General features: G+C 41.5%; 23 protein-coding genes and 1 riboswitch. Of the genes, 6 read left to right on the top strand and 17 right to left on the bottom strand.

Annotation, left to right across the window (positions count from 1 at the left end; translation table 11 throughout):
* Nucleotides 1-97: 97 nt before the first annotated feature.
* Nucleotides 98-1,333, bottom strand: coding sequence for a galactokinase (locus tag NQ489_RS03830; protein WP_431833698.1), 1,236 nt, complete (start codon nucleotides 1,331-1,333; stop codon nucleotides 98-100).
* A 345-nt stretch (nucleotides 1,334-1,678) separates the two neighbouring features.
* Between NQ489_RS03830 and NQ489_RS03825 the strand changes: the two genes are divergently transcribed.
* Nucleotides 1,679-2,569: an AraC family transcriptional regulator gene (locus NQ489_RS03825; protein WP_021651859.1), complete on the top strand. Its 891-nt coding sequence runs from the start codon at nucleotides 1,679-1,681 to the stop codon at nucleotides 2,567-2,569.
* Between the two features lie 74 nt (nucleotides 2,570-2,643).
* Here the strand turns inward: NQ489_RS03825 and xylB are convergent, their stop codons facing one another.
* From xylB to NQ489_RS03800, 5 genes are all read right to left on the bottom strand, one after another.
* The gene (xylB, locus tag NQ489_RS03820; protein WP_021651858.1) at nucleotides 2,644-4,104 is read right to left on the bottom strand and encodes a xylulokinase; all 1,461 of its coding nucleotides are present in this window, start codon (nucleotides 4,102-4,104) and stop codon (nucleotides 2,644-2,646) included.
* Nucleotides 4,105-4,302: 198 nt separating this feature from the next.
* The gene (locus NQ489_RS03815; RefSeq protein ID WP_015527462.1) at nucleotides 4,303-5,787 is read right to left on the bottom strand and encodes an L-fucose/L-arabinose isomerase family protein; all 1,485 of its coding nucleotides are present in this window, start codon (nucleotides 5,785-5,787) and stop codon (nucleotides 4,303-4,305) included.
* Nucleotides 5,788-5,870: 83 nt separating this feature from the next.
* On the bottom strand, nucleotides 5,871-6,488 hold the full coding sequence (locus NQ489_RS03810; protein WP_021651856.1) for a DUF4867 family protein: 618 nt from the start codon (nucleotides 6,486-6,488) through the stop codon (nucleotides 5,871-5,873).
* A gap of 112 nt (nucleotides 6,489-6,600) precedes the next feature.
* A complete protein-coding gene (locus tag NQ489_RS03805; RefSeq protein ID WP_015527463.1) occupies nucleotides 6,601-7,452 on the bottom strand; it encodes an AraC family transcriptional regulator in 852 nt (283 codons plus the stop codon).
* Complete coding sequence (locus NQ489_RS03800) at nucleotides 7,436-8,410, bottom strand: bile acid:sodium symporter family protein (protein WP_021651855.1); 975 nt, start codon at nucleotides 8,408-8,410, stop codon at nucleotides 7,436-7,438. Before NQ489_RS03800 ends, NQ489_RS03805 begins: the two co-directional genes overlap by 17 nt.
* Before the next feature lie 195 nt (nucleotides 8,411-8,605).
* Between NQ489_RS03800 and NQ489_RS03795 the strand changes: the two genes are divergently transcribed.
* Nucleotides 8,606-9,547, top strand: a complete 942-nt coding sequence (locus tag NQ489_RS03795) for a glycosyltransferase family 2 protein (RefSeq protein WP_015527465.1) — start codon at nucleotides 8,606-8,608, stop codon at nucleotides 9,545-9,547.
* 4 nt (nucleotides 9,548-9,551) lie between these two features.
* Here the strand turns inward: NQ489_RS03795 and NQ489_RS03790 are convergent, their stop codons facing one another.
* The gene (locus NQ489_RS03790; RefSeq protein WP_021651853.1) at nucleotides 9,552-10,115 is read right to left on the bottom strand and encodes a prolyl-tRNA synthetase associated domain-containing protein; all 564 of its coding nucleotides are present in this window, start codon (nucleotides 10,113-10,115) and stop codon (nucleotides 9,552-9,554) included.
* Nucleotides 10,116-10,294: 179 nt separating this feature from the next.
* A riboswitch (Fluoride riboswitch) is annotated at nucleotides 10,295-10,367 on the top strand.
* Between the two features lie 61 nt (nucleotides 10,368-10,428).
* On the opposite strand from NQ489_RS03790, the gene NQ489_RS03785 reads away from it, so the two are divergent.
* Nucleotides 10,429-11,658: a chloride channel protein gene (locus tag NQ489_RS03785; RefSeq protein ID WP_227945587.1), complete on the top strand. Its 1,230-nt coding sequence runs from the start codon at nucleotides 10,429-10,431 to the stop codon at nucleotides 11,656-11,658.
* 330 nt (nucleotides 11,659-11,988) lie between these two features.
* On the opposite strand, the gene NQ489_RS03780 is transcribed toward NQ489_RS03785, so the two are convergent.
* The 3 genes from NQ489_RS03780 to NQ489_RS03770 all read right to left on the bottom strand — a co-directional run bounded on the left by NQ489_RS03780 (nucleotide 11,989) and on the right by NQ489_RS03770 (nucleotide 14,474).
* Entirely contained in the window at nucleotides 11,989-13,182 is a 1,194-nt protein-coding gene (locus tag NQ489_RS03780; protein ID WP_002322217.1) for a tyrosine-type recombinase/integrase, read from the bottom strand.
* Between the two features lie 78 nt (nucleotides 13,183-13,260).
* Nucleotides 13,261-13,464 (bottom strand): excisionase, encoded by a 204-nt coding sequence (locus tag NQ489_RS03775; RefSeq protein ID WP_002322216.1) that lies wholly within the window; start codon nucleotides 13,462-13,464, stop codon nucleotides 13,261-13,263.
* Complete coding sequence (locus NQ489_RS03770; protein WP_021652272.1) at nucleotides 13,464-14,474, bottom strand: replication initiation factor domain-containing protein; 1,011 nt, start codon at nucleotides 14,472-14,474, stop codon at nucleotides 13,464-13,466. The genes NQ489_RS03775 and NQ489_RS03770 overlap by 1 nt, the downstream gene beginning before the upstream one ends.
* Nucleotides 14,475-15,090: 616 nt before the next feature.
* Here NQ489_RS03770 and NQ489_RS03765 point away from each other — a divergent pair.
* The 3 genes from NQ489_RS03765 (at nucleotide 15,091) to dfrF (ending at nucleotide 17,285) form a co-directional block, all read left to right on the top strand.
* Nucleotides 15,091-15,693 (top strand): helix-turn-helix domain-containing protein, encoded by a 603-nt coding sequence (locus NQ489_RS03765; protein WP_131082433.1) that lies wholly within the window; start codon nucleotides 15,091-15,093, stop codon nucleotides 15,691-15,693.
* A gap of 310 nt (nucleotides 15,694-16,003) precedes the next feature.
* Nucleotides 16,004-16,483 (top strand): MGMT family protein, encoded by a 480-nt coding sequence (locus NQ489_RS03760; RefSeq protein WP_002322212.1) that lies wholly within the window; start codon nucleotides 16,004-16,006, stop codon nucleotides 16,481-16,483.
* A 307-nt stretch (nucleotides 16,484-16,790) separates the two neighbouring features.
* Nucleotides 16,791-17,285: a trimethoprim-resistant dihydrofolate reductase DfrF gene (gene dfrF / locus NQ489_RS03755; RefSeq protein ID WP_002322211.1), complete on the top strand. Its 495-nt coding sequence runs from the start codon at nucleotides 16,791-16,793 to the stop codon at nucleotides 17,283-17,285.
* A 253-nt stretch (nucleotides 17,286-17,538) separates the two neighbouring features.
* Here the strand turns inward: dfrF and NQ489_RS03750 are convergent, their stop codons facing one another.
* The 7 genes from NQ489_RS03750 to NQ489_RS03720 form a co-directional block, all read right to left on the bottom strand.
* Entirely contained in the window at nucleotides 17,539-18,459 is a 921-nt protein-coding gene (locus tag NQ489_RS03750; protein WP_227945586.1) for a hypothetical protein, read from the bottom strand.
* A gap of 138 nt (nucleotides 18,460-18,597) precedes the next feature.
* On the bottom strand, nucleotides 18,598-18,945 hold the full coding sequence (locus NQ489_RS03745; protein WP_156906895.1) for a hypothetical protein: 348 nt from the start codon (nucleotides 18,943-18,945) through the stop codon (nucleotides 18,598-18,600).
* 762 nt (nucleotides 18,946-19,707) lie between these two features.
* The gene (locus NQ489_RS03740) at nucleotides 19,708-20,301 is read right to left on the bottom strand and encodes a hypothetical protein (protein WP_156906896.1); all 594 of its coding nucleotides are present in this window, start codon (nucleotides 20,299-20,301) and stop codon (nucleotides 19,708-19,710) included.
* A 29-nt stretch (nucleotides 20,302-20,330) separates the two neighbouring features.
* Nucleotides 20,331-21,347, bottom strand: coding sequence for a hypothetical protein (locus NQ489_RS03735; RefSeq protein WP_044960486.1), 1,017 nt, complete (start codon nucleotides 21,345-21,347; stop codon nucleotides 20,331-20,333).
* Between the two features lie 61 nt (nucleotides 21,348-21,408).
* Nucleotides 21,409-22,062: a hypothetical protein gene (locus tag NQ489_RS03730; protein WP_021650214.1), complete on the bottom strand. Its 654-nt coding sequence runs from the start codon at nucleotides 22,060-22,062 to the stop codon at nucleotides 21,409-21,411.
* Between the two features lie 34 nt (nucleotides 22,063-22,096).
* Nucleotides 22,097-22,705, bottom strand: coding sequence for a hypothetical protein (locus tag NQ489_RS03725; protein ID WP_022427313.1), 609 nt, complete (start codon nucleotides 22,703-22,705; stop codon nucleotides 22,097-22,099).
* Between the two features lie 13 nt (nucleotides 22,706-22,718).
* The gene (locus NQ489_RS03720; RefSeq protein ID WP_227945585.1) at nucleotides 22,719-23,645 is read right to left on the bottom strand and encodes a hypothetical protein; all 927 of its coding nucleotides are present in this window, start codon (nucleotides 23,643-23,645) and stop codon (nucleotides 22,719-22,721) included.
* Nucleotides 23,646-23,831 lie beyond the last annotated feature (186 nt).

The raw sequence follows: 23,831 nt of genomic DNA, 5'->3' as shown, positions 1-23,831 counted from the left end.
TCATAGTACAGCGCAAAGGGCGGTTCATTTCCGGATGCCGCCAAAGCCGCATTCGGAAACGAATCGCCCTCCATGACGTTCGTTATGCCGTCAAAAATCACTCAACATGAACAGCCCCTGTACTCCTGATATTCATCGGATAGACATTTTCCCTTCCAACATACTGAGCCATATAGTCCACATACGCATCTGCGTTCTCGATTGGAAGCACGCACATGATAACTCCTGCAAAACCACCACCATGAACTCTGCAGATACCAGCACCGATCTTATTCAGAAACAGCTTGGTAAGCGCCAGACTCAACGTAATCTTCTGCTCCTTGCAATTCTGTAGAGAATAACAGTTCTGCAGCCACTCCCAGGAAGAATTACCAGACTCTTCAAGAAGGCGCAGGAATCCCTCACCGTCTTTATTCTCAACAGCCTTCACAGCATCTGCAACACGTCTGTTCTCTTCATAAAAATGCATCGCACGAAGAACAGCACGGTCATTCGGAATATCCTTCACATGTGCCAGAAGATTCTCCATACTGGACTCACAGAGAAGCTCTACGCCCATAGCCTTCGCAGCCTCACGCATCTCCATAGGAATAGAGGAATATTCCTCACTGAGATCTGCATGGCCCTTACCGGTATTTACGATCACAAGTCTGCAGCCCATATCCTCAAAGGAAAATGCAATCTTCTCACAGCTGATATTCTCTTTATCAGAGAAATCCAGAAGGATCGGGCCACCGGCAGCACAAGCCATCTGGTCCATCAGACCGGAAGCCTTTTTCCAGTAAACATTCTCAGCATACTGACCTGCTCTCGCATACTCGCCATACTCCAGCTTACCTTCATTAAAGAAATAATTGGTGATCGCACATACAAGCATCTCAAAGGAAGCAGAGGAGCTTACACCTGCAGCGGCAATAACCTTGGTGGAAACATAAGCGTCAAATCCACCGGTAGCATAGCCTTTTTTCTGCATATACTCCATAATACCTGCAACAAGAGCATCTGTACCTTTTGTATAGGTTTCTGTGCTGAGCTTGTCAAGATCAACAACTACTTCCTGTTTGTAACCCTCACTGATCATATGGATCACATTGGTTCCGTTTGGATAAGCAGCACCGATGGTATCCAGATCAATACTTGCCGCAATGATCTGACCGCCGTTATGATCAACATGGTTGCCAATGATCTCCGTACGGCCCGGAGCAGTAAAAAACTCTGCCTTGTCATGATGATATTTCTTCTCGAAATTCACAGCAAGATTGGTATAACGGGCGCTGCTCTCCTCTGTCTCGCCATAGATTTTTTTCAGCACTTCTGCTGCCGGAATTTTAATTGTTCCCATTTTTTCTTCCTCCTGTTATATAGTTTACACCCCAGATCCGGAAGAACCTGAAAAAATCTTCCGCTCTGTCACGCTTCATGGTTACTGTTCACTCCGTTCTCAGCAACACACTTCGCAATGCGCAGAATATCACCAGTGAATAGTAACGCTTCATGTACTTTTATTATAACAGTCCCGTCTTTTCTGTCCATAACAATTTTGTGTAAAAACCGTATTATTTTGTGGTGATCCCGGAATATCCCTTTGCATTTTCTGCCTTTTCTGATAAAATAAATTCCACTATGAAAAGCAGATATACACTTCAGAATCCGCGCACAGAAGGAAGGAGGTAACACCTTGCAGATCATCACAGATCCCGCCGGAAAAGAACTGAAAAAACACGGAGACAGCTCCTTCCCATTCCTGGTAAGCTACGAGCGGCTTTCCGGCTATGAGACCGGTTCCTTTCTGTGGCACTGGCATCCGGAGATCGAGCTTACCTATATAAAAAAAGGCGAAATGCTCTACAAGATCAATCAGAATACCTTTCACCTGAAAGAGGGACAGGCAATCTTTGGCAATGCCAATGCCCTTCATGCCGGATATATGTATCAGGATCAGGACTGTCAGTATATCCCCATAACCTTTGACCCCAAACTGATCTACGGATTTTCGGGAAGCCTTCTTTTCCAGAAATATACAGAACCGATCCTCCGAAGCTTTTCCCTGTCCGCTGTACCGCTTGATCTATCCTGTAAATGGCATTCCGAGGCCATAAAAGATATCCGTGACATCATCGACCTGGACAGTAGCCGGAAACCCATGTATGAATTTGAGATCATCGCCAAACTGCAGCACTTCTGGAAAATCTTGTATGAAAATACGATCTCCCAGGCAACTCTTCCATCCGGTCAGGATGAAGAAAACTACCGCCGCATCCGTCAGATCATGTCCTATATCGCAGAACACTACTCTGAAAAGATTCTCCTGAATGATGTTGCAGACCTGATCCACTTAAGTCCCAGCGAATGCAGCCGGCTTTTCAAAAAATGCATGAATATCACTCTCTTCGGATACATCCAGGAATACCGCATTGAACGCAGCCTGGAATATCTGGAAAATCCCTCCTGTTCTATCACAGAATCAGGACTGCTGTCCGGTTTTTCGGACTCTAATTATTACACAAAGGTCTTTACGAAAATCAAGGGCTGTACACCAAGACAGTACAGAAAAAATCAGGAGCTGTGACATGCTCCTGATCTTTAACCGTTCAGTGCTCCATACCTATGAAGCATAACAATATTTATCCGTGAAAATGGCTGTTATCTGAACAACTCTTTCATTGCCGGATACAGTTTGCGGAATTTCCGGTATTTTTCTTCATATTTTGCAACCAGCTCCGGTTCCGGTTCTACCGTATCTACTACCCTGACCAGCTTATTACAGATCGTTTCCACATCCGGGTATTCACCGCAGCCTACTGCTGCCAGCATTGCACCGCCCATAGACGGGCCTTCCTCATTCTCCGGCACATCCACCTTCAGATTCATCACATTTGCAATGATCTTTTTCCAGAGAGGGCTCTTAGCTCCGCCGCCGCAGATCTTGGTGCGCTCAATATGAATCCCAAGGCTTCTTGCAACCTCAAGGGAATCTCGAAGTCCAAAAGCAACTCCCTCCAGAACTGCCTGGGTCATATCTGCTCTCGTGGTATCCATGGACATTCCGAAAAATACACCTCTTGCATCCGGGTTGTTATGCGGAGATCTCTCTCCCATCAGATATGGAAGGAAGAATACCTGATTTTCGCCAAGCTTTTGGATCGGTGCCTGCTCTGCCGCAAAATCCTTTGTCTTAAGGATCTCCTCTGACCACCATTTGTTGCAGGAAGCAGCGCTTAACATGCATCCCATCAGATGATAGCTTCCATCTGCATGGTCAAAGGAATGCAGTGCATTGTTTTCATCCACTCCGAAATCTTTGCTGGAAATAAAGATCGTACCGGATGTTCCAAGGGAAATGTTGCACTGGCCATCGCCAACCGTTCCTGTTCCCACAGCTGCCGCAGCATTGTCGCCTGCACCTGCTACAACCTTCACATCCTCTGAGAAGCCAAGCTCTTTTGCAACTTCCGCTTTCAGGTTTCCGACTACCTGCCAGCTCTCGTACAGCTTCGGAAGCTGTTCCTCTGTGATATGGCAGATCTCAAGCATTTCCTTTGACCAGCAGCGGTTTTTCACATCCAGAAGAAGCATACCGGAAGCATCGGATACATCTGTGCAGAAGGATCCGCTTAAGCGATAGGCAAGATAATCCTTCGGAAGCATGATCTTTACCACTTTTTTAAAATTCTCAGGCTCATGCTTCTGCATCCAGAGGATCTTTGGTGCAGTGAAGCCTGCAAATGCAATGTTTGCGGTATACTGAGAAAGTTTTTCCTTTCCGATAACCGTATTAAGATATTCCGTCTCCTCACCGGTACGGCCGTCATTCCAGAGAATCGCCGGACGGATCACATTGTCATCTTTATCCAGAGTTACAAGACCGTGCATCTGACCGCCAAAACCGATTCCTGCTACTTCTTTGCGGTCAATCCCCTCTGTGAGCTCTTTGATCCCTTCCATGCTCTGGGCGAACCAGTCCTCCGGATTCTGCTCAGACCAGCCCGGATGGGGGAAGAACAGCGGATATTCTTTTGATACGATGTTGCAGATCTTTCCGGATCCTTCCATAAGAAGAAGCTTTACAGCGGAAGTTCCAAGATCAACGCCAATATAATACATAGTAATTTTTCCTCCTGTAAATACAGAAACCGCAGCCCTCAGTTCGCAACGCCTGCACGCCTGAGAGCCCGCGGTTTCTGAATCGTATTTAACCAAATCAAGAACGTCCCCTGCGGGGTTACGAAAAGCAATAAGCAGTGAGTGGGGACTTGCTTGTATCAGGCAGCACGTACGGATGATCTTACCTGCCTGTTTTAATTATCTCCAAGGATTCTCTGTCGGATATCTCACGCCTGCCGGCTGATTGTAACCGATCTCTTCAACCGGTACACCAATGTATTTGAACACCTCGAAGAGAGCTTTTCCGTGATGTCCGAATGCTACAGCACCGTGATGCGGGAATCCTCCCTCGATCAGCACGTGACGGTAGAAACGTCCCATCTCCGGAATTGCAAATACACCGATAGCACCGAAGGAACGTGTTGCAACCGGAAGAACCTCGCCGTGTGCGATATATGCACGAAGCTTGTTGTCCGCTGTACTCTGCAGACGATAGAAGGTGATATCTCCAGGCTTGATATCTCCCTCAAGAGTTCCGTTTGTAACCTCGATCGGAAGGGATCTTGCCATGATCATCTGATATTTCATCTCACAGAAGGACAGCTTGCTGGATGCTGTGTTTCCACAATGGAATCCCATAAAGGTATCCTGAAGTGTATAGTTGAATTTTCCTTCAATAGATTCTTTGTACATATCCTTCGGAACGGAATTGTTGATATCAAGAAGTGTAACGATATCATCACTTACTACCTGTCCAATAAACTCACTTAATGTACCATAGATATCAACCTCACAGGATACTGGAATGCCCTGTGCTGTCAGACGACTGTTTACATAACATGGAACAAATCCAAACTGTGTCTGGAATGCAGGCCAGCATTTTCCTGTCAGTGTTACATATTTACGATATCCTTTATGATCTCTTACCCAGTCCTTCAGAGTCAGCTCGTACTGTGCAAGCTTCGGAAGGATCTCAGGTTTCTTGTTTCCCGCACCAAGCTCTTCTTCCATCTCTTTTACGATCGCCGGGATCCTTTCATCACCTTCATGCTTGTTGAATGCCTCGAAAAGATCCAGTTCTGAGTTCTCCTCGATCTCAACGCCAAGGTTGTAAAGCTGTTTGATCGGTGCATTGCAGGCAAGGAAGTTTGTAGGACGCGGTCCGAAGCTGATGATCTTCAGGTTGCTCAATCCCTCGATCGCTCTTGCGATAGGAAGGAATTCATGGATCATATCCGCACAGTCCTCTGCATCACCTACCGGATACTCCGGAATATAGGCTTTTACATTACGAAGCTGCAGGTTGTAGCTTGCATTCAGCATACCGCAGTAAGCATCTCCACGTCCCTGGCAGAGATTATCCTGTGTTTCCTCAGCTGCTGCGATAAACATCTTCGGTCCCTCGAAATGCTTTGCAAGAAGGGTCTCAGAAATCTCCGGTCCGAAGTTTCCAAGATATACACAGAGTGCGTTACAGCCTGCTTTTTTGATATCCTCCAGAGCCTGGACCATATGGATCTCACTCTCTACGATACAGACCGGACATTCGTAGATATCCTTTGCATCGTATTTCTTTGTGTAAGCGTCTACAAGAGCTTTTCTCCTGTTTACGGAAAGGCTTTCCGGAAAACAATCTCTGCTGACTGCAACGATTCCGATCTTAACTTCTGGCATGTTGTTCATAATCTTCATTCTCCTTTTTATATCCGGCAGATTTTCCACCGGTGATATTATTGTTCGTTTGTAACTATTCACTTCACCCAAAATCAGTCAAGTGTGATATTTTCACCCTTCAATCCGTTGAATGCGCCTTCGATCTTCGCATCCTCATGAGCGATAAGCCATTTATTTCTGGCTGTCATCAGACCGTCCTCTCCGTCCCCTGACATCGGAAAATCAATCTCTGTGTTGGTTCCTCTCGGAAGAACAACTACACACTGAAATCCACTCTCATTCACATGACACGGTGCATAGTGGAGCGTTGTGGCATAAACCTCGATCCCAGTTCCTGCCGGTACCAGAAATGCCTCCACCTTTGAGGTATCGTATGTAAGATCCTCTTCTATATCCTGCTGATGTCCGATAAGCAGTACAAGATCTGTCACTGCTACATTGATCTCGGAATTCCGATGATATTCCAGGGCATTCAGCTTTTTATTGTGACCATTGCAATATCCGATCTGGACAGGTAATCCACCAAACGCTCTGTTTTTCAGCTCTTTTTCCACATCGAGAGCTTCCAGCTCCTCTGCTGACGGAACATATACCACATCCTCCGGAACCGGTGTATGCTTCATCTCCTTCAGAAGCGGACCGAAATTGTATCCCTCCAGAACCTTTCCGTATCTGCGGAAAGCCGGATCTGTTACTTTCTGAATTTTCACGATTTAACCCTCCTTACAAAATTACTGTTTCACAGCTTCTCTGTATCTTCGTTTTGAACTGAAAAAAGCATACCACATCATGGTATGCTTTTCGCCGCTTTTCTTGACTCATTCATAGCACTTTTTTGACATTTTTATGATTCTGACGCTCCACTCTTCCCGGCAGGATCCCGTAACGCTTTACAAATTCCCTGGAAAAAGCCCTGCTGCTTGCAAACCCGTTGTCAAGTGCGATAGAGCTGATGGTATGATCTGTATGCAAAAGCTCCTTATAGGCGTATGCCATGCGGATATCCTGTAAATATGTCTTAAAATTGACCTTCGCATATTTCCGGAACATTCTTGACAGATATGCATCGGAATATCCGAACATGGCTGCAAGTCCGGAAAGCCTGAGATCCTCCTTGTAATGCTCCCGCATATAAGTGGTTATTTTTGACAAAGCATCCAATCTGCGGCTGATCTTCAGCGCATTCTCCTCCACCTCTGTTTCCCTGTATGCAGAAACCATAAGATAAAGGACTTCATAGAACACTGCCCTGATACGGAATTCGTACCCCGTTTCCCCGGATACGTACACCCGATACATCTCCCGGATCAGAGAAACCATCCGCCTGTCTGTTTCCTCAGACTCTTCGTTTCTGCTCCGAAAACGGATAAATCTCTGAGCGGTAAAATAATCCGAAAACTGCTTCAGCGGGATCTGCAGTACGATGGTCTCATTACGTACTGGCGCCTGAATAGAATGTACTTCATTGGAATTAATGATCAGAAACTCCCCTGCCTTCAGAGGATACTCTTTCTCATCGATATAGAAATAAAGGCTCCCCTCCATCACCGCAAAGATCTCGATCGAAGTATGCCAGTGTTTTTCCCTTACATAATTTCCGTTTCTTCCTTCAAAAAGAAAAAGCTTAAAAGGAAATCCTTCATTGGGAATGATCAATTCATGCTGAAACTCCATGCTCCTTCTCCCTTTCCTGCTGTCCGGTCTGGATCCGGCGCATCATACTTCCGTAAAAAGCCGCCAGGATCTGCTGAAATAACGTTCCGATCATAACCGGAAATAATGTTTCCGCCGGAAAATACGCTCCCGCGATCACCGCACCGGCGCTGATGTTCCGCATTCCGGAACCATAGATCATGGAAACCGTTGCCGCTTTATTCTGCCTTGTAAGAATGGCAATGATCCAGCCAATGGCATATCCCCCTGCTGCCAGGACCAGGATCGCTGCTGCTACCTCCAGCCGTTCTCCATTAAGATGCTTCATATAAGGAGAAACCTTGGAGGAGTTAGAGGTTACCACAAAGATCAGGCACATTTTTGAAAAAGGCGCCAGCTTTTTCGGCCAGGTCTCCATAACCTTTCCATGGCTGACTTCATTAAGGCACATGGCAAGGACTGCCGGCAGAGCGATCATAAAAACCAGCTCCTTCATCATTCCCACAGTATCCATTTTTACGCTGGAGCCCACCAGGAGCTTCAATACTGCCGGGATCAGAAAGGGAGCCAGGATCGTATCGATCACAACCAGCGAAAGTGACAGCGGACTGTTTCCATTATAAATGGACACCCACATCAGACTGATCACCGCTGCAGGTACGGAAAATTCCAGCACCATTCCTGTGATATAATTCATATTGCCCGGGAACAGAAGATGTCCCAGACCGCAGGCGGCCACCGGTCCCAGCACATGAAGGATCAGCAGCATCAGGATCAGCGGAAGCGGCCGCTTAAACACATCTGCTACATCACGGAATCTGGATTTCAGCGCACCGATAAAGGTCATAAATGCAAAAGCATACGTCACATAGGGCACGCCATGCTTTGCAATATTCGGAAACAGCACCCCTGTAAGCAGACAGGCCGGCGTCACAAAAGCCATCCATTTCTCCATAAAGCTGTTAAATTTTTCCAGCATATCACACCTCTTGTTTGTCTTTTTTTACAGTTTATCACAAAAAAACAGCGGTGCAAGAAAAAAATCCCCTGTTTTATAGCCGATTCCGGACAAATATGATATGATAGTACCCATCCAAAAGCAACCTGAAACCAGGGCGGACTACAGATAACCGCCAAAATGATCATTTTTTATGATCTGGAAAACGAGGCAAAAATGATTTCTTTAATTATACCATGCTTCAATGAGGAAGAATCCCTTCCGCTTTTTTACCCGGAAGCCACTTCTGTCCTCAGGCAAATGAATTGTGATTATGAACTGATCTTTGTGAATGACGGTTCCAGAGACAGAACCCTTGAGATTTTAAAAGAGCTTTCCGAAAAGGATCCTCATGTGATCTATCTTTCCTTTTCCAGAAACTTCGGAAAGGAAGCTGCCATGTATGCAGGCTTCTGCAATGCCGGCGGCGATTATGTAGCAGTAATGGACGCTGATCTTCAGGATCCGCCATCCCTTCTCCCGGAAATGCTGGAGAAGCTGGAATCCGGAGAATATGACAGCGTTGCCACCAGACGTGTCAGCCGTGACGGAGAGCCACCTATCCGGAGCTTTTTTGCCCGGAAATTTTATCAGCTGATCAATAAGATCTCGGATGCAGATATTGTGGACGGCGCCAGAGACTTCCGTCTGATGAAGCGCAGTATGGTGGATGCCATCGTCTCCATGAGTGAGTACAACCGCTTCTCCAAGGGAATCTTCGGCTGGATCGGTTTCCGCACCTGCTGGCTCCCCTACAAAAATATCGAACGCGTAGCCGGTGAGACCAAATGGAACTTCTGGAAGCTGTTTAAATACGCCGTCAGCGGCATCATCAATTTTTCTCAGGTACCGCTGACCATCGCCTCCTGGTTCGGAACGACCATGACCGGTTTTTCCTTTCTGGTCCTGGTAGCCATCATCGTCCGAAAGCTGATCTTCGATGATCCGGTCCCAGGCTGGGCTTCCACCATCTGTGTCATCATCTTCATCGGCGGCCTGCAGCTTTTCTGCCTGGGTATCATGGGACAATACATAGCCAAAACCTATATGGAGGTCAAGCAGCGCCCCCATTACATCATAGCAGAGTCCAACAAAAAGGACTTTACACCCATACGTTGATTTTCTATTCTGTCGGCAGCTCGACCACCTGATATTCGTGGCCCAGCGCCGGCAGGATTTTTTCTTTTACATCACTGGTCTTCATCAACAGAGTGGAAGTATTGATACACGGATGGCATCCGAAATATTCTTCATCCAGGACTTCTTTATCGATCACCAGGTGTACCTTCTTTTCTTTATCAAAGATCAGTCCCATCAGACTTAAGGACCCCGGTGTAATGTTCAGATATTCCTCCATCTGCTCTCCGTCTGCAAAGGAAAGTCTGGCTGTTCCGATCTGTTTGGACAGAAATTTTGTTTTAAACGGCTTCTCTCCCGGCATCAGCAGCAGATAGAAATCCGTTTTCTGTCGGTTGCAGAGAAAAAGATTTTTGCATATCTGCGCTCCCAGAAGCTGATCCACTGCCTCGCAGGCCTCCATGGTCATCAGTGCTTCATGATCTGCTCTTTTATATTCAATCCCAAGACTATCCAGAAAATCGTACACTGCGATTTCCTTCTCCAGACGGCCCTCGGTGTTCTCCGGTCTTCCTGTATAGACTGTTTTGTCAATTCTTGGTTCTTCCATGATGTCTCCTCCGTTATTTTTACATTCTCATATGTCCAGGTCTTAGTCGCAGCACATTACGCTTTACTGCTTCACCCGTAACCTGCCGATTTGTTTAATCATAGCACACCTGTAACAAATAAGATACTCCGGATTTCCGTCTGACTATTGACGATATCAGCCTCGGATGCTATACTCTCAGGCAGAAAGGGAATGAAGTTCTCCCCCGATCTTTATCGAAACCGCCAATGAGCTGATGACTTCTGTGCAATGCACGGGGTTATCAGCTTTTTTTGATGGATTTTTCAAAACGGGGAGATTGAAAGGAGTTACTATGACAAAAGAAACTATCCAAAAAGAACATCGGATCCTGCAGCTGAAATACGCTGTCCTTGCAGTGGTCGTGGGAATCTGCGTCGGGATCGTAGATACTATCTTCGGCCGGGGCCTGCTGGCGATCTCTGATCTTCGCACCGCATACTGGCAATATCTGCTGCCTTTCCTGCCTCTGTCCGGACTTCTTATTGTGTGGATGTATCATCATTTCAGCACCTTAAGCTTAAATGGCATGTCCCTGATCTTCGAAACCGGGCAGAAAAAAAGAGACCAGATTCCTCTGGTTCTTGTCCCTCTGGTAATGATCGGCACCTGGATCACTCATCTCTTCGGAGGAAGTGCCGGCCGTGAAGGTGTTGCCGTGCAGATCGGTGCTACACTCTCCCACGAGGCCGGACGCAGGCTGCATATCCGGGAACGCAAGCCCGTCATGCTGATCACCGGTATGGCTGCCGGTTTTGGCGGTCTGTTCCAGACGCCATTAGCCGCTGTATTTTTTGCCATGGAGGTGATCGTTGCCGGATATCTTGAGTACGATGCGCTGCTGCCGGCACTTATCGCCGCATATACAGCCTCCTTCACCTCTCATTTCCTGGAACTGGAAAAATTTGCTGTGGATATCCAAGACACCTGGACTGTGACCAATCTCCGAAGCATGATCTCTCTCATTGCTCTCGGACTTGCCTTTGGTCTTGCCGGACGATGCTTTTCCGTACTTCTTCAGAAAGCAAAGAAATTATTCGGGGAAAAAATCTCAAATCCGCTGATCCGCATCGGTGTCATGGCCATTCCACTGGCAGCTCTGCTGTTTGTGATCCACGGCGGACGCTACACAGGTCTTGGAACCAATCTCATCTCCGCTTCCTTTGCCGGAGAAACGATCTACGGATATGACTGGATTCTGAAGCTTCTGTTTACTGTATTTACACTTGCCATCGGTTTTCAGGGCGGCGAAGTGACACCACTGTTCTCCATCGGCGCTTCCCTTGGAGTCGTCTTAGGTTCCATCCTCGGGATCCCTCCGATGATCTGTGGGGCACTTGGCTACGCCGCAGTATTCGGCAGCGCCACCAACACCCTCATCGCCCCGATCCTCATCGGCCTGGAAGTTTTCGGCACCCGAAATACCCTTCCCCTCATCCTGGTATGCATCCTCGCTTATCTGATCAACGGAAATCACTCCATTTATGGAGCACAACAGAAGGCACTTTGCAGGTTTGAGAAGTAGATATGTACATATTTTTTATTCGGTCATGGCTGACTCGGTTGTGACCGAGTGAACTACCCATCACCTAAAGGTAATGGACTTCTAAGGATATCAGATTCGCCATATGATTCCTTTCTTCAGCTATTAATGGATTCTATCTCCGAATCATCATATATTTTCTTTAAATTATATATGTCTTTTTGACTATCTTTTTATATCTTCTTAAATGTCCGCAAAGCCTTATTTTATAGGCTCTACGGGCATTTTGCTTTTGTGGTAAACCTCACATATCTAGGTCTATCTTCTTATATTTTCGCTATCAAGCGTGGTTAAAATCGTGGTAACTACTTCTTATGCGATTAGACGCTGAACCTCTGATTTTGCGGTATCTATGGACGCATGAGCGTACCAGTTCATTGTGATACTGATGTTTGAATGTCCCATGATATACTGTAAATCTTTTGGGTTCATGTTCTTGCTAGCCAGCCTTGTGCAGAATGTATGGCGTAGCGTATGCGGTGTGATATGTGGCAAGGGATTATCCTTGTGGTGCTTGTTGTATTTCTTTATCATACGAACAAATAAGGCGTTATAATCAATCGCAACTTTGGGCTTCCCTTTATGATTGACAAACAGAAAATTGCTCCGTCCGTCTATCACAAATGGTTCTGCTTTTGGGTGTTTCTTCATAACCCGTTGAAATGCCTGTATTGTTTCTCTGCTTAATGGCACTTGCCTTATTCCGCTCTTTGTTTTAGGCGTTTCAATATAATAGCCCTGTTCCTTGCTCTTTAATAACTGGTGGTCGATAATCACAACTTCATTCTTGAAATCAATATCGGCTACTGTCAGTCCGCACAGTTCCGAGATACGAAGTCCTGTTTTTAACAGTATCAGCACATCATCATAATGCTTGTGATACACATTGTCCGTCTTAATAAATGACAATAAGGCTTGTTCCTGTTCCTCTGTCAATGCGACTTTCTCTTTGGTATCATTTTCTAGGACTTCATTTAACTTGAAATCAAAAGGGTTCTTCCTTACGCAATCGTCTTGTATGGCGATATAGAATGACGCTTTTAACGAGCGTTTATGGTTGTTAATGGTATTGTAGGAAAAGCCTTTGTCTTTCATGCGTAACGCCCATTCCTTAGCGTCAGAGGGCTTGATTGTATCAATGCTCCTAGCACCTAACTTATCCTCTTTCAATAACCGCATGAGTTGTTCCCGTTGTTTCATTGTGCTTTTCTTCACGTTTGCCCTCTGTGCGTTCTGTTTGGCATAGAGTTGGCAAAGCGTCATTTTCTTGCCTGTGCTGTCGATACCGTCCTCAATATCCCGTCTTATCTGCTGTTCCAGTTCTCGAAGTGAGGGTTTTTCCCGTTTTCCCTTTGGTGTTGGGTCTGTGGGTGTCAATCTCCAAGCATACACATATTTTGTGTTTCCAAATGCGTCTACATATTTATATAAGTATTTCCCGTCTGTTCGTTGGCTCTCTCCAGTATGCAGGATACGTCCTTTACTATCCCGTCTTTTTTCTTTCATGGTGTCTGCTCCTTTCCTTGTTGGAAAGAGCCTTGATATGACTTGTGTTCATCATAACACATACAAGGCTCATTTGCATTAGATTGCGTCCAATTTGTCAATGACCTGTTCAAACTGTCGGCGTTTAATCTGTATGCGGTTGCCATTCATAATGAGCCAGCCAGCGTCCTTGTTTTCCTCTGCCAATCGTCTTAACTTGTTTTCTCCGATACGGAAATACTTTGACGCTTCTTCAATGGTAAGGGTGTATTTTTTCCATACAGGAATATCGTTGTTATTCATCAGATACCCCCTTTCCCATGTTTCGTGTCATACTGGATATAGGGGATAAGGTCGGTGCGGTCTATCCTCTGTAAGTGGGCGGTTAGTTTACTGGAAAGGGAATTGCTGTATCTTGCTTTATCAAGCATAGTTCCCACTTTTTCCAATCCACCTAATGCGTCATGTTCTTCTAAAAAGTAAAAACTTTTGACAGCGGAAATCACGCCACCCTCTGTGAGCCATTGCTGTGTTTCTTCAAGAGAATTATGTAGTTTCGGTACTTGCAGTTTTAAGACTTTCACAGCCCCTAAAAAGCGTTCCCAAAACCGACACGTTTTCCATCTGCTCTTATTACTTTCATTTCTGTTTGGCACGACAAAGCGTAGGTTGCTTGCCAGCAGTCCGAAAGCCAGTTCCCCAAGTTCCAGCGGTCTGTCTTTGAATGTCATGGCAAAAGCATGAGCCTTATCATCACGTAGTTGCATTTCTGTCCGTTTCCAACTGCCGACTTCATCAAGTGTCTTATTATGTTTTGAACAGACTTCCTTATCTTTATCATAAAAGCGGTAGGACAATCCTGATTTACCAGCACCGATATAAACGGTCTTTGCGGTGTCGAAATCATCAAACTTGCTTTCGTCAAAGTGGTAGCCCTCACTATTCGAGATAAATTCCTCTTTTTTGCATTTCTTCTTTATCTGCTCTATGGTAAAGAATGGCTTTTCGTTCTTATCATCAATGGCAATATCCAGTCTTGTGAAATGGAAATTATCCAGTCCGTATCTTCGCTCACAGCGTCGGAACATATCCCCAAAAGTATAATTCCTACTGTCGAGAATACGGAAAATATCATCACAACCTCTGCCAGTCATAACAAGATAACAGCCTAGCCCCTGTGGGTTGTCCTCTGTCTTTCTTGCGTCCCCCGATACATAAATATCTCCAATCTGCCAGCGTGCTTGATAGGTTTTGTATTTAACGCTTGCCGGATAGACATTGAAAAGGTCAGTCGGTAAACCTAAAATGTGCATGATGACATCTTCTGCGGTTGCAGTATCAAATACAATACTGATGTAATCAATCTTAACGGATAAATTTTTGTGTGTAGTTATAGTGCATTACTCCTTTCGTACTTCCCGTTTTTTTGCGGGGTAAAAATCGTGTTTTGTCCTTTATTTATCACAGTTTCTAGGTACTATGACATGTATGCGCAGGGCGGTGTTACATATACGCCCTTTACGAACGCCTAAAGGCGTTCCCTTTCTTCCTGTGTCTGCCCCGTTCTTAACGCTCACGAGCCTTGTAAGGCTCGTGGCTAAACGGAACAGCCCCAGTCAGAAACCTTATTTTCGGTCTGATAGTCCATGCTTATTCATGCTATCAAAGTGAAAATATATATTTTATATGCTTACTCAAGCGTGTGATTGACCCTAGCGTGCTTAATCACTCTGTCTAATACGATAATAACTCCATTAGAATTACTTGTCAAGAAGTTTTTGTTGACTTTTAGATATAGATTAAGTATGATATGCTTATAAATACCAAGAAAAGCAACGAAAGGAGCGGTTATACTAAGTTATGGAGCATTATGAAAAGAAAATCAGTTTCTTAGGAGAAAACATACAGACCATAAGAAAACACAGAGGAATGAAACAACAGGAACTTGCGGACAAAATCGGTATCAATATGCAGAGCCTTTCCAAGATTGAACGTGGCGTGAATTATCCTACCTTTGATACGTTAGAGAAGATAATGGACGTGCTGGGTGTAACGCCCAATGAATTATTGTCGGGAGAATGGAAGTATATTGACCACACCGAGCCCTATATCATGGATATTATCAAACGGGAACAAGACTTCAATGTTTCCTTAGATTACCTGTCTGAAAATGAATTTTTCGATGATGAAAAAGAATGCACATTTTACAAGGCATATAAACTCATACAGTATATCCATAACTACATTACCAATGAGGTTACGGAGTTGGAAGAACTTATGGAAATCAAGCAGTTGATACAGCGTCAAAAACTGGAACGCATGATAAAAGTGCATAAGGAAATGCGAGGGTTAGACCGATACAGAGAACAGCCCAAAGAGTATAAATACCATGACCCTTATGATGATTGGATATTTCGTCAGCTTGCGGATATAGACAACAGAAACAACATTCCCGACACTTCTCCACAAGTAGACTTCAATGAAGCAGACTATGAAGATTATCTAAAGGCGAAATGGAACAGAGGTCTTTAATTTCCTCTTGCATGGAAGATACAGCAAACAAAAAGCCCAGTAAAGAGTGCAAAGCACCACCAATGGTGGCAAGGCTCTTGACAGGGCTTTTTCTTTTCTGTTGTGGGGTAATCAAGAGGAAGAAAGAAAAAGTGTGCATTTTTGTTCCATAAATGCTAAGGGTATGCTGATTTTTATTGTGGCGGATATATGGAACTGTTATAATATGGATATGAAGAAAGCGACAAATTTGAAAGTGTTAATAATTTTCAAACAGCCTCATTGCATGGAAATAAGAAACAGACTATCCTTAAAGTAGGAGGTGGCACAAATGGCAAATGAAGATAAAAAAGATTTTAATGCTATGTTGCATGATAGTAAGGATATGCCAAAATTTCAAATTATCATAGACCAGAAAAGTATTGAGAAATATGGTGGAAACAAAATGTATTTTGCTCCCCCGATTGACTATGACAAAGTAATGAAAAAAGTTCCGTATGGTAAAGTGATTACGGTTGGAAAAATACGAGAACACTTTGCAAAATTGAGTGGTGCAGATTTTACAGAGCCGATTACAGCGGGTATATTTGTTTCTATTGTAGCGTGGGCGAGTTATCAGCGTTCCGAAGATGAAACACCCTATTGGAGAACATTAAAAGCAAACGGAGAATTAAATGCTAAATATCCAAATGGTATTGAAGCACAGAAAGAAAAATTAGAAGCAGAGGGACATACCATTATTCAAAAGGGGCGTAAAAATATACGATACTATGTAAAGGACTATGAAAATTCTCTTTTTGATTTGAAATAGGCAAATTCTATTTCACAATTTCATATCTCTATACACAAAGCAGTTAGTCTTAGGATTGACTGCTTTTTTCATACCTAAATTTCAGATTGGAGTGATGAAATGGTGTTTGTTAGAGCTGTTCACTAAGATTATCGGTGCATAAAATTTTATTGTGGTGCAGATATGAAAATGATATAATGTGGATATGAAGAAACGGACAAACTAGAATTTGTCGAGCTGGTTAGTTCGAGATAATTTTGAGTTTGTTAAGATGTGGTGCACTTGATGGAATCACAGGTACGACATCATATTATGGAGGATGAAATAGATGATAGGTTTGATTGTTGCGAGGTCAAAGAATAATGTTATAGGCAAGAATGGTAATATACCATGGAAAATAAAGGGAGAACAAAAGCAATTTAGAGAGTTAACAACGGGTAATGTGGTTATTATGGGGCGAAAGTCTTATGAAGAAATCGGTCATCCGTTGCCTAATAGAATGAATATTGTTGTTTCCACCACAACAGAGTATCAAGGAGATAATTTAGTTTCAGTTAAATCATTAGAAGATGCATTATTATTGGCTAAAGGACGAGATGTATACATATCTGGTGGATATGGACTATTTAAGGAAGCTTTGCAAATAGTAGATAAAATGTATATCACAGAAGTAGATTTAAATATTGAAGATGGAGATACATTCTTTCCAGAATTTGATATCAATGATTTTGAAGTTTTGATAGGGGAAACACTTGGTGAGGAAGTGAAATATACGAGAACATTTTATGTAAGGAAAAATGAATTGAGTAGATTTTGGATTTAGGGTGTTTTCATAAATATATTGCTTTTTATGCATATATAAATTGTTGTAAGACAAATCCCAGTTTGACAATTTCATATCCATACACACAAAGCAGTTAGTCTTAGGATTGACTGCTTTTTAAAAAGACACCATTTAGGTGTAATGATGTCTTTTGGGTGTTATTTTATAGGTCATATCAAGGCTCATTCAATCGTGGTAAATTCGTGGTAAAATGAGTTTTTTCTATACTTCAAAATACTTGAAAGTATAGTGTTTATGCGGATAATCGAAAATTAGATATAAAATTTGTCATGAACTCTTTTCTCATTTCCTTATTGATACTTATATATTTTGAATCATTATCAGCCCATTTTACTTTCAGGATATCGTGTTTGCGTATATATAATACAGGCAGCCGGCTTCTGTGCTTATCCATAAAGATTCCCTGGCTTTCATAAAAAATTTCCTGCAGATAATCATTCATTTCATCTACCTGGATTACAAATGTAAAACGAATATCCTTCTTTTTTTCTTCTCTGCTCATCTCATTGATCCAGAACTCTGCAAATTTATCATTTAACAACAAAACATCATTTCTATCCATATCTGTAATATCTATAAGCGCCCAGATATTCACCTGATTATTTCTATTTTTCTTGAAAAAACTTACTTTTCCTTTTTCGTCCAGTTCATATTCTGACTTTTTTTGGTACTGGTTATGTAAAAGCCCTTTTCCAAATACAACCTTTCGCTCTTCGACCTCTTCTGGAAAAGTTATTTTGATATCTATTAACCTCTCATATTTGCAACAAATAAAACTGAATGGCATCCAGATTCCTTTTTTATTCTCTATATACATGTAGCTTCTTGCATGAATCCTAGCACTATGCTTCAAAAATTGAACATACCCCGCTGTCATTAAAATATACAGTGATAATAACGCTTTTTCAATCGCATCATTCCCACTGCTATTCGTCCAACATTTCCAACAGGAATATACTGCTGCAAAAAAAACATCTGTCAAAAGCAACATTTGAAACAGAAAACACCCTCTGATTCCGGAAAGCCATTTTCGATTTTTTCTCATCATCCCATAAACATATAAAGGATTTTCATCTACACTTTCCGAAGAAATATCCTGATCCGGTGTTCCGCCAAATCTGAATACCCATCCAGTCAATGCCAAATATCCCAAACCGGCTATTCCAAATGTGAATCCATCATCTTCAAAAATCCAACGATATGACAAAAATAAAATACAAAATAACAAAATTTTTTCAGGTATATTTTTTTTCTTTTTCGGTTTATTATGATCCCCCCCTAGTCGTCAGGCCTATACAACATCCGATATGCCCAGACAATCCAACAGATCTTTTTTCATTTTCTCATATTGTTTTTTACATCTCGAATATCTATATAACGGAAGGATTTCCAAGCGATTATAATAACGGTTATATACCGCTCCAAGACGGTATCGTCTTTTATACATCATTATCCCTGAATTATTCCGTACAATGCTCTTCAGAACACGATTATCATCTTCTACTTCCAGCACAAAGGAAAAATATATTTCCTTTTTTTCCTCTTTCGTTGTAATATACTGTTTCCAAAATTCTACAAAAGCTTTATTTAATTTTCCGATATCCGCTTCCTGAAACAAATCTGTTTTTACATATGCCAAAATATGTATCTCATCTGTTTTGTCATATCTGTAGAAAAAAGTTTTTCCATTTCGAGGAGCTTTATACGTATTTATATATTGATAAATTCCAAAATCTTTTTCCATTACATCAGAATGTATCTGTAAATCCCTGTAACACACCGGATTTTCATAATACATATTGATATTCTGGCACAGAAAACTGAATGGCGCCCAATTTCCTTCTTTATCTGTTGGGTATTTATAATTCTTTTTATAAAATTTCACATAAAATATCCACATGCATGATCTTGCCATGATCATAAAAGCCAGCGAGATATTCAGAAGGATTTCTATCACTGTACTATTTATACCTGGATTTACATACTGCATCCCCAGATATGTAAAATACACTCCCAGCCACAGAATCATTATTTTTCGCAAAAACAAAAAACTTTTTAACTTTCCGTTTTTCCTGATAGGAAGAGCATATTTCGATTCCTTTTTGTCATTTAACATACCGTGTACATAAAATGGATTCTGACAGTTATAACTATCCGGCACATTATAAGGGGTTTTCCATCTTGACGGTATAATAACCGTAGGAATAAATAGAATATTTGAGATCATCAGGCTTACCAGAACTGCCAAAATTTCCATTACACCTACCGGCGCCAAATAGAAATAAAAAGAGTTCAGTAATCCTCCAAATACCAGGACATATACGCACAAATAAATTGACTTGCTCAACATGTCGATCATTTTTCTGTATAATTGTCTCTTTCTTTTCCAATACATATTCTTTTAATCAAGTGATATCTTCTCTCCATTTACAGAAATCCAGTAATCTTTCGGTTTGTGTTCCATGTATCCATAACATATCTTTTCATTTTTGTTATTTTCTGCTTCCAGAAATTCTGTTCCTACAGAATCCTTCACATCGGCTATTACATAATTATCATCATTCGGTGCTACCAGTACATACCATTCCCCATTGATTTCTATCGTTGACATATCGACATTTATCTTTACATCTTGATACTCTCTGCCTGTACCATAAAATATAGAATCTGGCAATTTCCATTTTCCAGAACTTTCCGGAAAGATCTTCCCCTCTACTGTTCCTTCATTATCCATGATAACATATGTAGAATTTTCTCCCTGGAGAATACGGATAATCTCAGCATTATCACCATATGCTTCTACAGCTTTCTCTACAGAACTGAAACTTCGGTGAGTATATATTGTATCACACACAAAGAGTCCGATTCCTAATATAACAATTGGTACAACAACCTTAACTGGTGTCTTTTTTGATTTTCTTTTATAAGAAATAGCGATCACCAGATTAACAATAATTATCAGATATACAATTGGTTCTATCACTTTGATCAGCATATTTTTTTCACATTCCCTTTGCATACAGTCTACAGATCTATATCCCGTCTTCCGATCACCCGCTTCAGTTCTTCTCTCATTTCTCTATAAATATTTTTATATCTGGACTTACGGTCCGTACATTTTATTTTTATGATGTCATGTTTTTTCTCATACAAAACAGCCATACGACTTCGATGTTTATACATTCGTATTCCTGACCCGTCATAAAAAATCCTGCCTATAGCATCATTGATTCTCTCAGTCTGGATTACAAAGGTAAAACGTACATCTTTCTTTTTTTCTTCTCTGGTCAGCTCATTACACCAGAAAATCTCAAATACATCATTCAGAAGCTGGATATGCATTTTCTCCATATCTGCTATATCAATGATCGCCCATAAGTTTACCTGTTGAATTTTTCTTTTCTGATAAAAACAGATTTGATCATTCTCTTTTAATATATAATTTGCTTTTTTAGCATATCCGCTTTTAAAAAGACATTCTTCAAACACCAGAGGCTGATTTTTCTCCGTTTCTTCTGTTGGATCAGGCAGTATCCTTCCTGCCAGTCCCTGCATTTCATATCCGATAAAGCTGAATGGCATCCAGATACCTTTTTTATTTCTCGGATAGCAGAAACTTTTCTTATAAATATGGATATAATATGCCTCCACTACACCAAGACTCATTATTATTCCCCAGTAAATCCAGAAAAATTCCAGTCTGATTTCCTGATATCTTCTATGTATTATATGATCAGAAATGAACCCTGCTGTCATCACAAGAACATAACTCAAAAGCAAAATCTGTACTACAAAATATCCATTTATTCCGGAAAACCATTTCCTATTTTTCAACATTTTTCGTACATACAGAGGATTCCTGTCATCATATAAATTTGCAAAAGGAAAACTTTCATTTCTTGCCCAAATTCTATCTGCCGATAATACAGCTTCTCCCATTGCCGCCAATACTAATGCCATTCTGATCTCCGGCATGATCTGGTAGCAAGCTGGTGTCAGAAGTAATGTTATTAGAAAAAAACGTTTTGTTTTTTCACTCAAGCGATATCTTCTCCCCATTTATAGAAATCCAATAATCTTTTGTTTTATGATATCTATTATTTTAATGACTACTTATTATTTTCCATCCAGTTCTGACCCAATCCTTCAAAAACCCGATTGGAACCATCTTCTGTCCATTTGCAGAAACCCAGTAGTCCTCTGGGTATTTTTTCAGATATCCATAGTAAACGTTTTCACTTCCTTTTGCTTCGGAAAATTCTGTTCCTTCCGAATCGTATACATTCGTTATGGGAGATTTTATTCCCGGATATGGTGACACCACAACATACCATTCCCCATCAACTGCTACGGTAGATACGTCTACTATAATCCTGTCTCCTGTAAAACGCTTTGTGTCCTGAAACTCTGAATCTTCCGGAAGTTTCCAGCCGCTTTCTGTTTTTTCAAAAATCTGTGAGTCCATCACATCTCCATCATCCATAATAACCAATGCTGAAGTTTTTCCTCGTAATGTCGCCACGACATCTGACCGATCATCATAGGCTGTTACTGCTTCCTCAAGTGTATGGAAACTTTGTTCAGCCTCTTTGTTATTTTCGGACATCATAAATATGATGACCACAGACAAAAGCGGAACCAGTATAAATATGGATATTTTTCGTGGGATTCTTTTCCTGGAATCCACAACTGCCACTATCATGAGCAACAGCAATAAGATTCCCCACGACCACCAGTTAGATAGTGAAATATTCATTTTTATGTCCTCTTTTTCCTACAATCTTGACGCTTCACAGATTGATCTCTACTTTATCTCCATCTACAGAAATCCAGTAATCGTCTGGTTTCGTTTTCAGATATCCATAATATACCGTTATATTCTCATATTCCGCTTTTAAAAATTCTGTTCCAGCCGAATCGTGAACCTCATCTATAGAATTCTCCCCCATAAGATAATGTGGGAGTATTACAATATACCATACTCCATGTATTTCTATTGATCTCATATCAATATTGGCATCTTCTGAAGGATAGCTCATACTTTTTCTGAAAAATGCTGAATCCGGCAATTTCCATTTCTTTCCATTTTTTGGAAAAATTCTTCCTTCAATAGATCCATCTTCATCCATGATAACATATGTAGATTTCTCATCCTGCAAGGTTGCTATTGGCTTCGCCTTAACATCATATGCCCGAATCGCTTTATCCAGCGAGGTAAAATTTCGCTGCACAAATACTGCCTGAAACATGATAAATAACAAGCCAACCAAAAAAATTGGTCTGATTATAAAAAGCGGTACCTTTTTAGATTTTTTCTTGCATACGAGAGCAACCGCCAATGCAATAAACATTAATATTGTTATAACTCTTTCGAAAATGCTCAATATCAGATTCGCCATATGATTCCTTTCTTCAGCTATTAATGGATTCTATCTCCGAATCATCATATATTTTCTTTAACTCTTTTCTCATTTCCTTATTGATATTCGTATATCTTGAATTATTATCAGCCCATTTTACTTTCAGGATATCGTGTTTGCGTACATATAATACAGGCAGCCGGCTTCTGTGCTTATCCATAAAGATTCCCCCGCTTTCATAAAAAGTTTCCTGCAGGTAATCATTTATTTCATCTACCTGGATTACAAATGTAAAACGAATATCATTCTTTTTTTCTTCTCTGCTCATCTCATTGATCCAGAACTCTGCAAATTTATCATTTAACAACAAAACATCATTTCTATCCATATCTGTAATATCTATAAGCGCCCAGATATTCACCTGATTATTTCTATTTTTCTTGAAAAAACTTACTTTTCCTTTTTCGTCCAGTTCATATTCTGACTTTTTTTGGTACTGGTTATGTAAAAGCTCCTTTTCAAATACAACGTTTCGCTCTTCGACCTCTTCTGGAAAAGTTATTTTGATATCTATTAACTTCTCGTATTTGTAACAGATAAAACTGAATGGCATCCAGATTCCTTTTTTATTCTCTATATACATGTAGCTTCTTGCATGAATCCTAACACTATGCTTCAGAAATTCAACATACCCCACTATCATTAAAATATGCAGTGATAATAACGCTTTTTCAATCGCATCATTCCCACTGCTATTCGTCCAACATTTCCAACAGGAATATACTGCTGCAAAAAAAACATCTGTCAAAAGCAACATTTGAAACAGAAAACACCCTCTGATTCCGGAAAGCCATTTTCGATTTTTTCTCATCATCCCATAAACATATAGAGGATTTTCATCTACACTTTCCGAAGAAATATCCTGATCCGGTGTTTCGCCACATCTGAATACCCATCCAGTCAATGCCAAATATCCCAAACCGGCTATTCCAAATGTGAATCCATCATCTTCAAAAATCCAACGATATGACAAGAATAAAATACAAAATAATAAAATTTTTTCAGGTATCTTTTTTCTTTTCCTTCGGTCTATTCTAATCCCCCCTAATTATTAAATACATACCGTTTTGTATTGGTGAGAATACCTTTCCCACCAATACGTTTC

Origin of the sequence: Blautia sp. KLE_1732_HM_1032 (assembly GCF_025147905.1) — a bacterium.
GTDB classification, from domain to species: Bacteria; Bacillota; Clostridia; order Lachnospirales; family Lachnospiraceae; genus Blautia_A; species Blautia_A fusiformis.
Note: the sequence above shows the minus strand (reverse complement) of the source record. Positions and strands in the feature narration are given on the sequence as shown.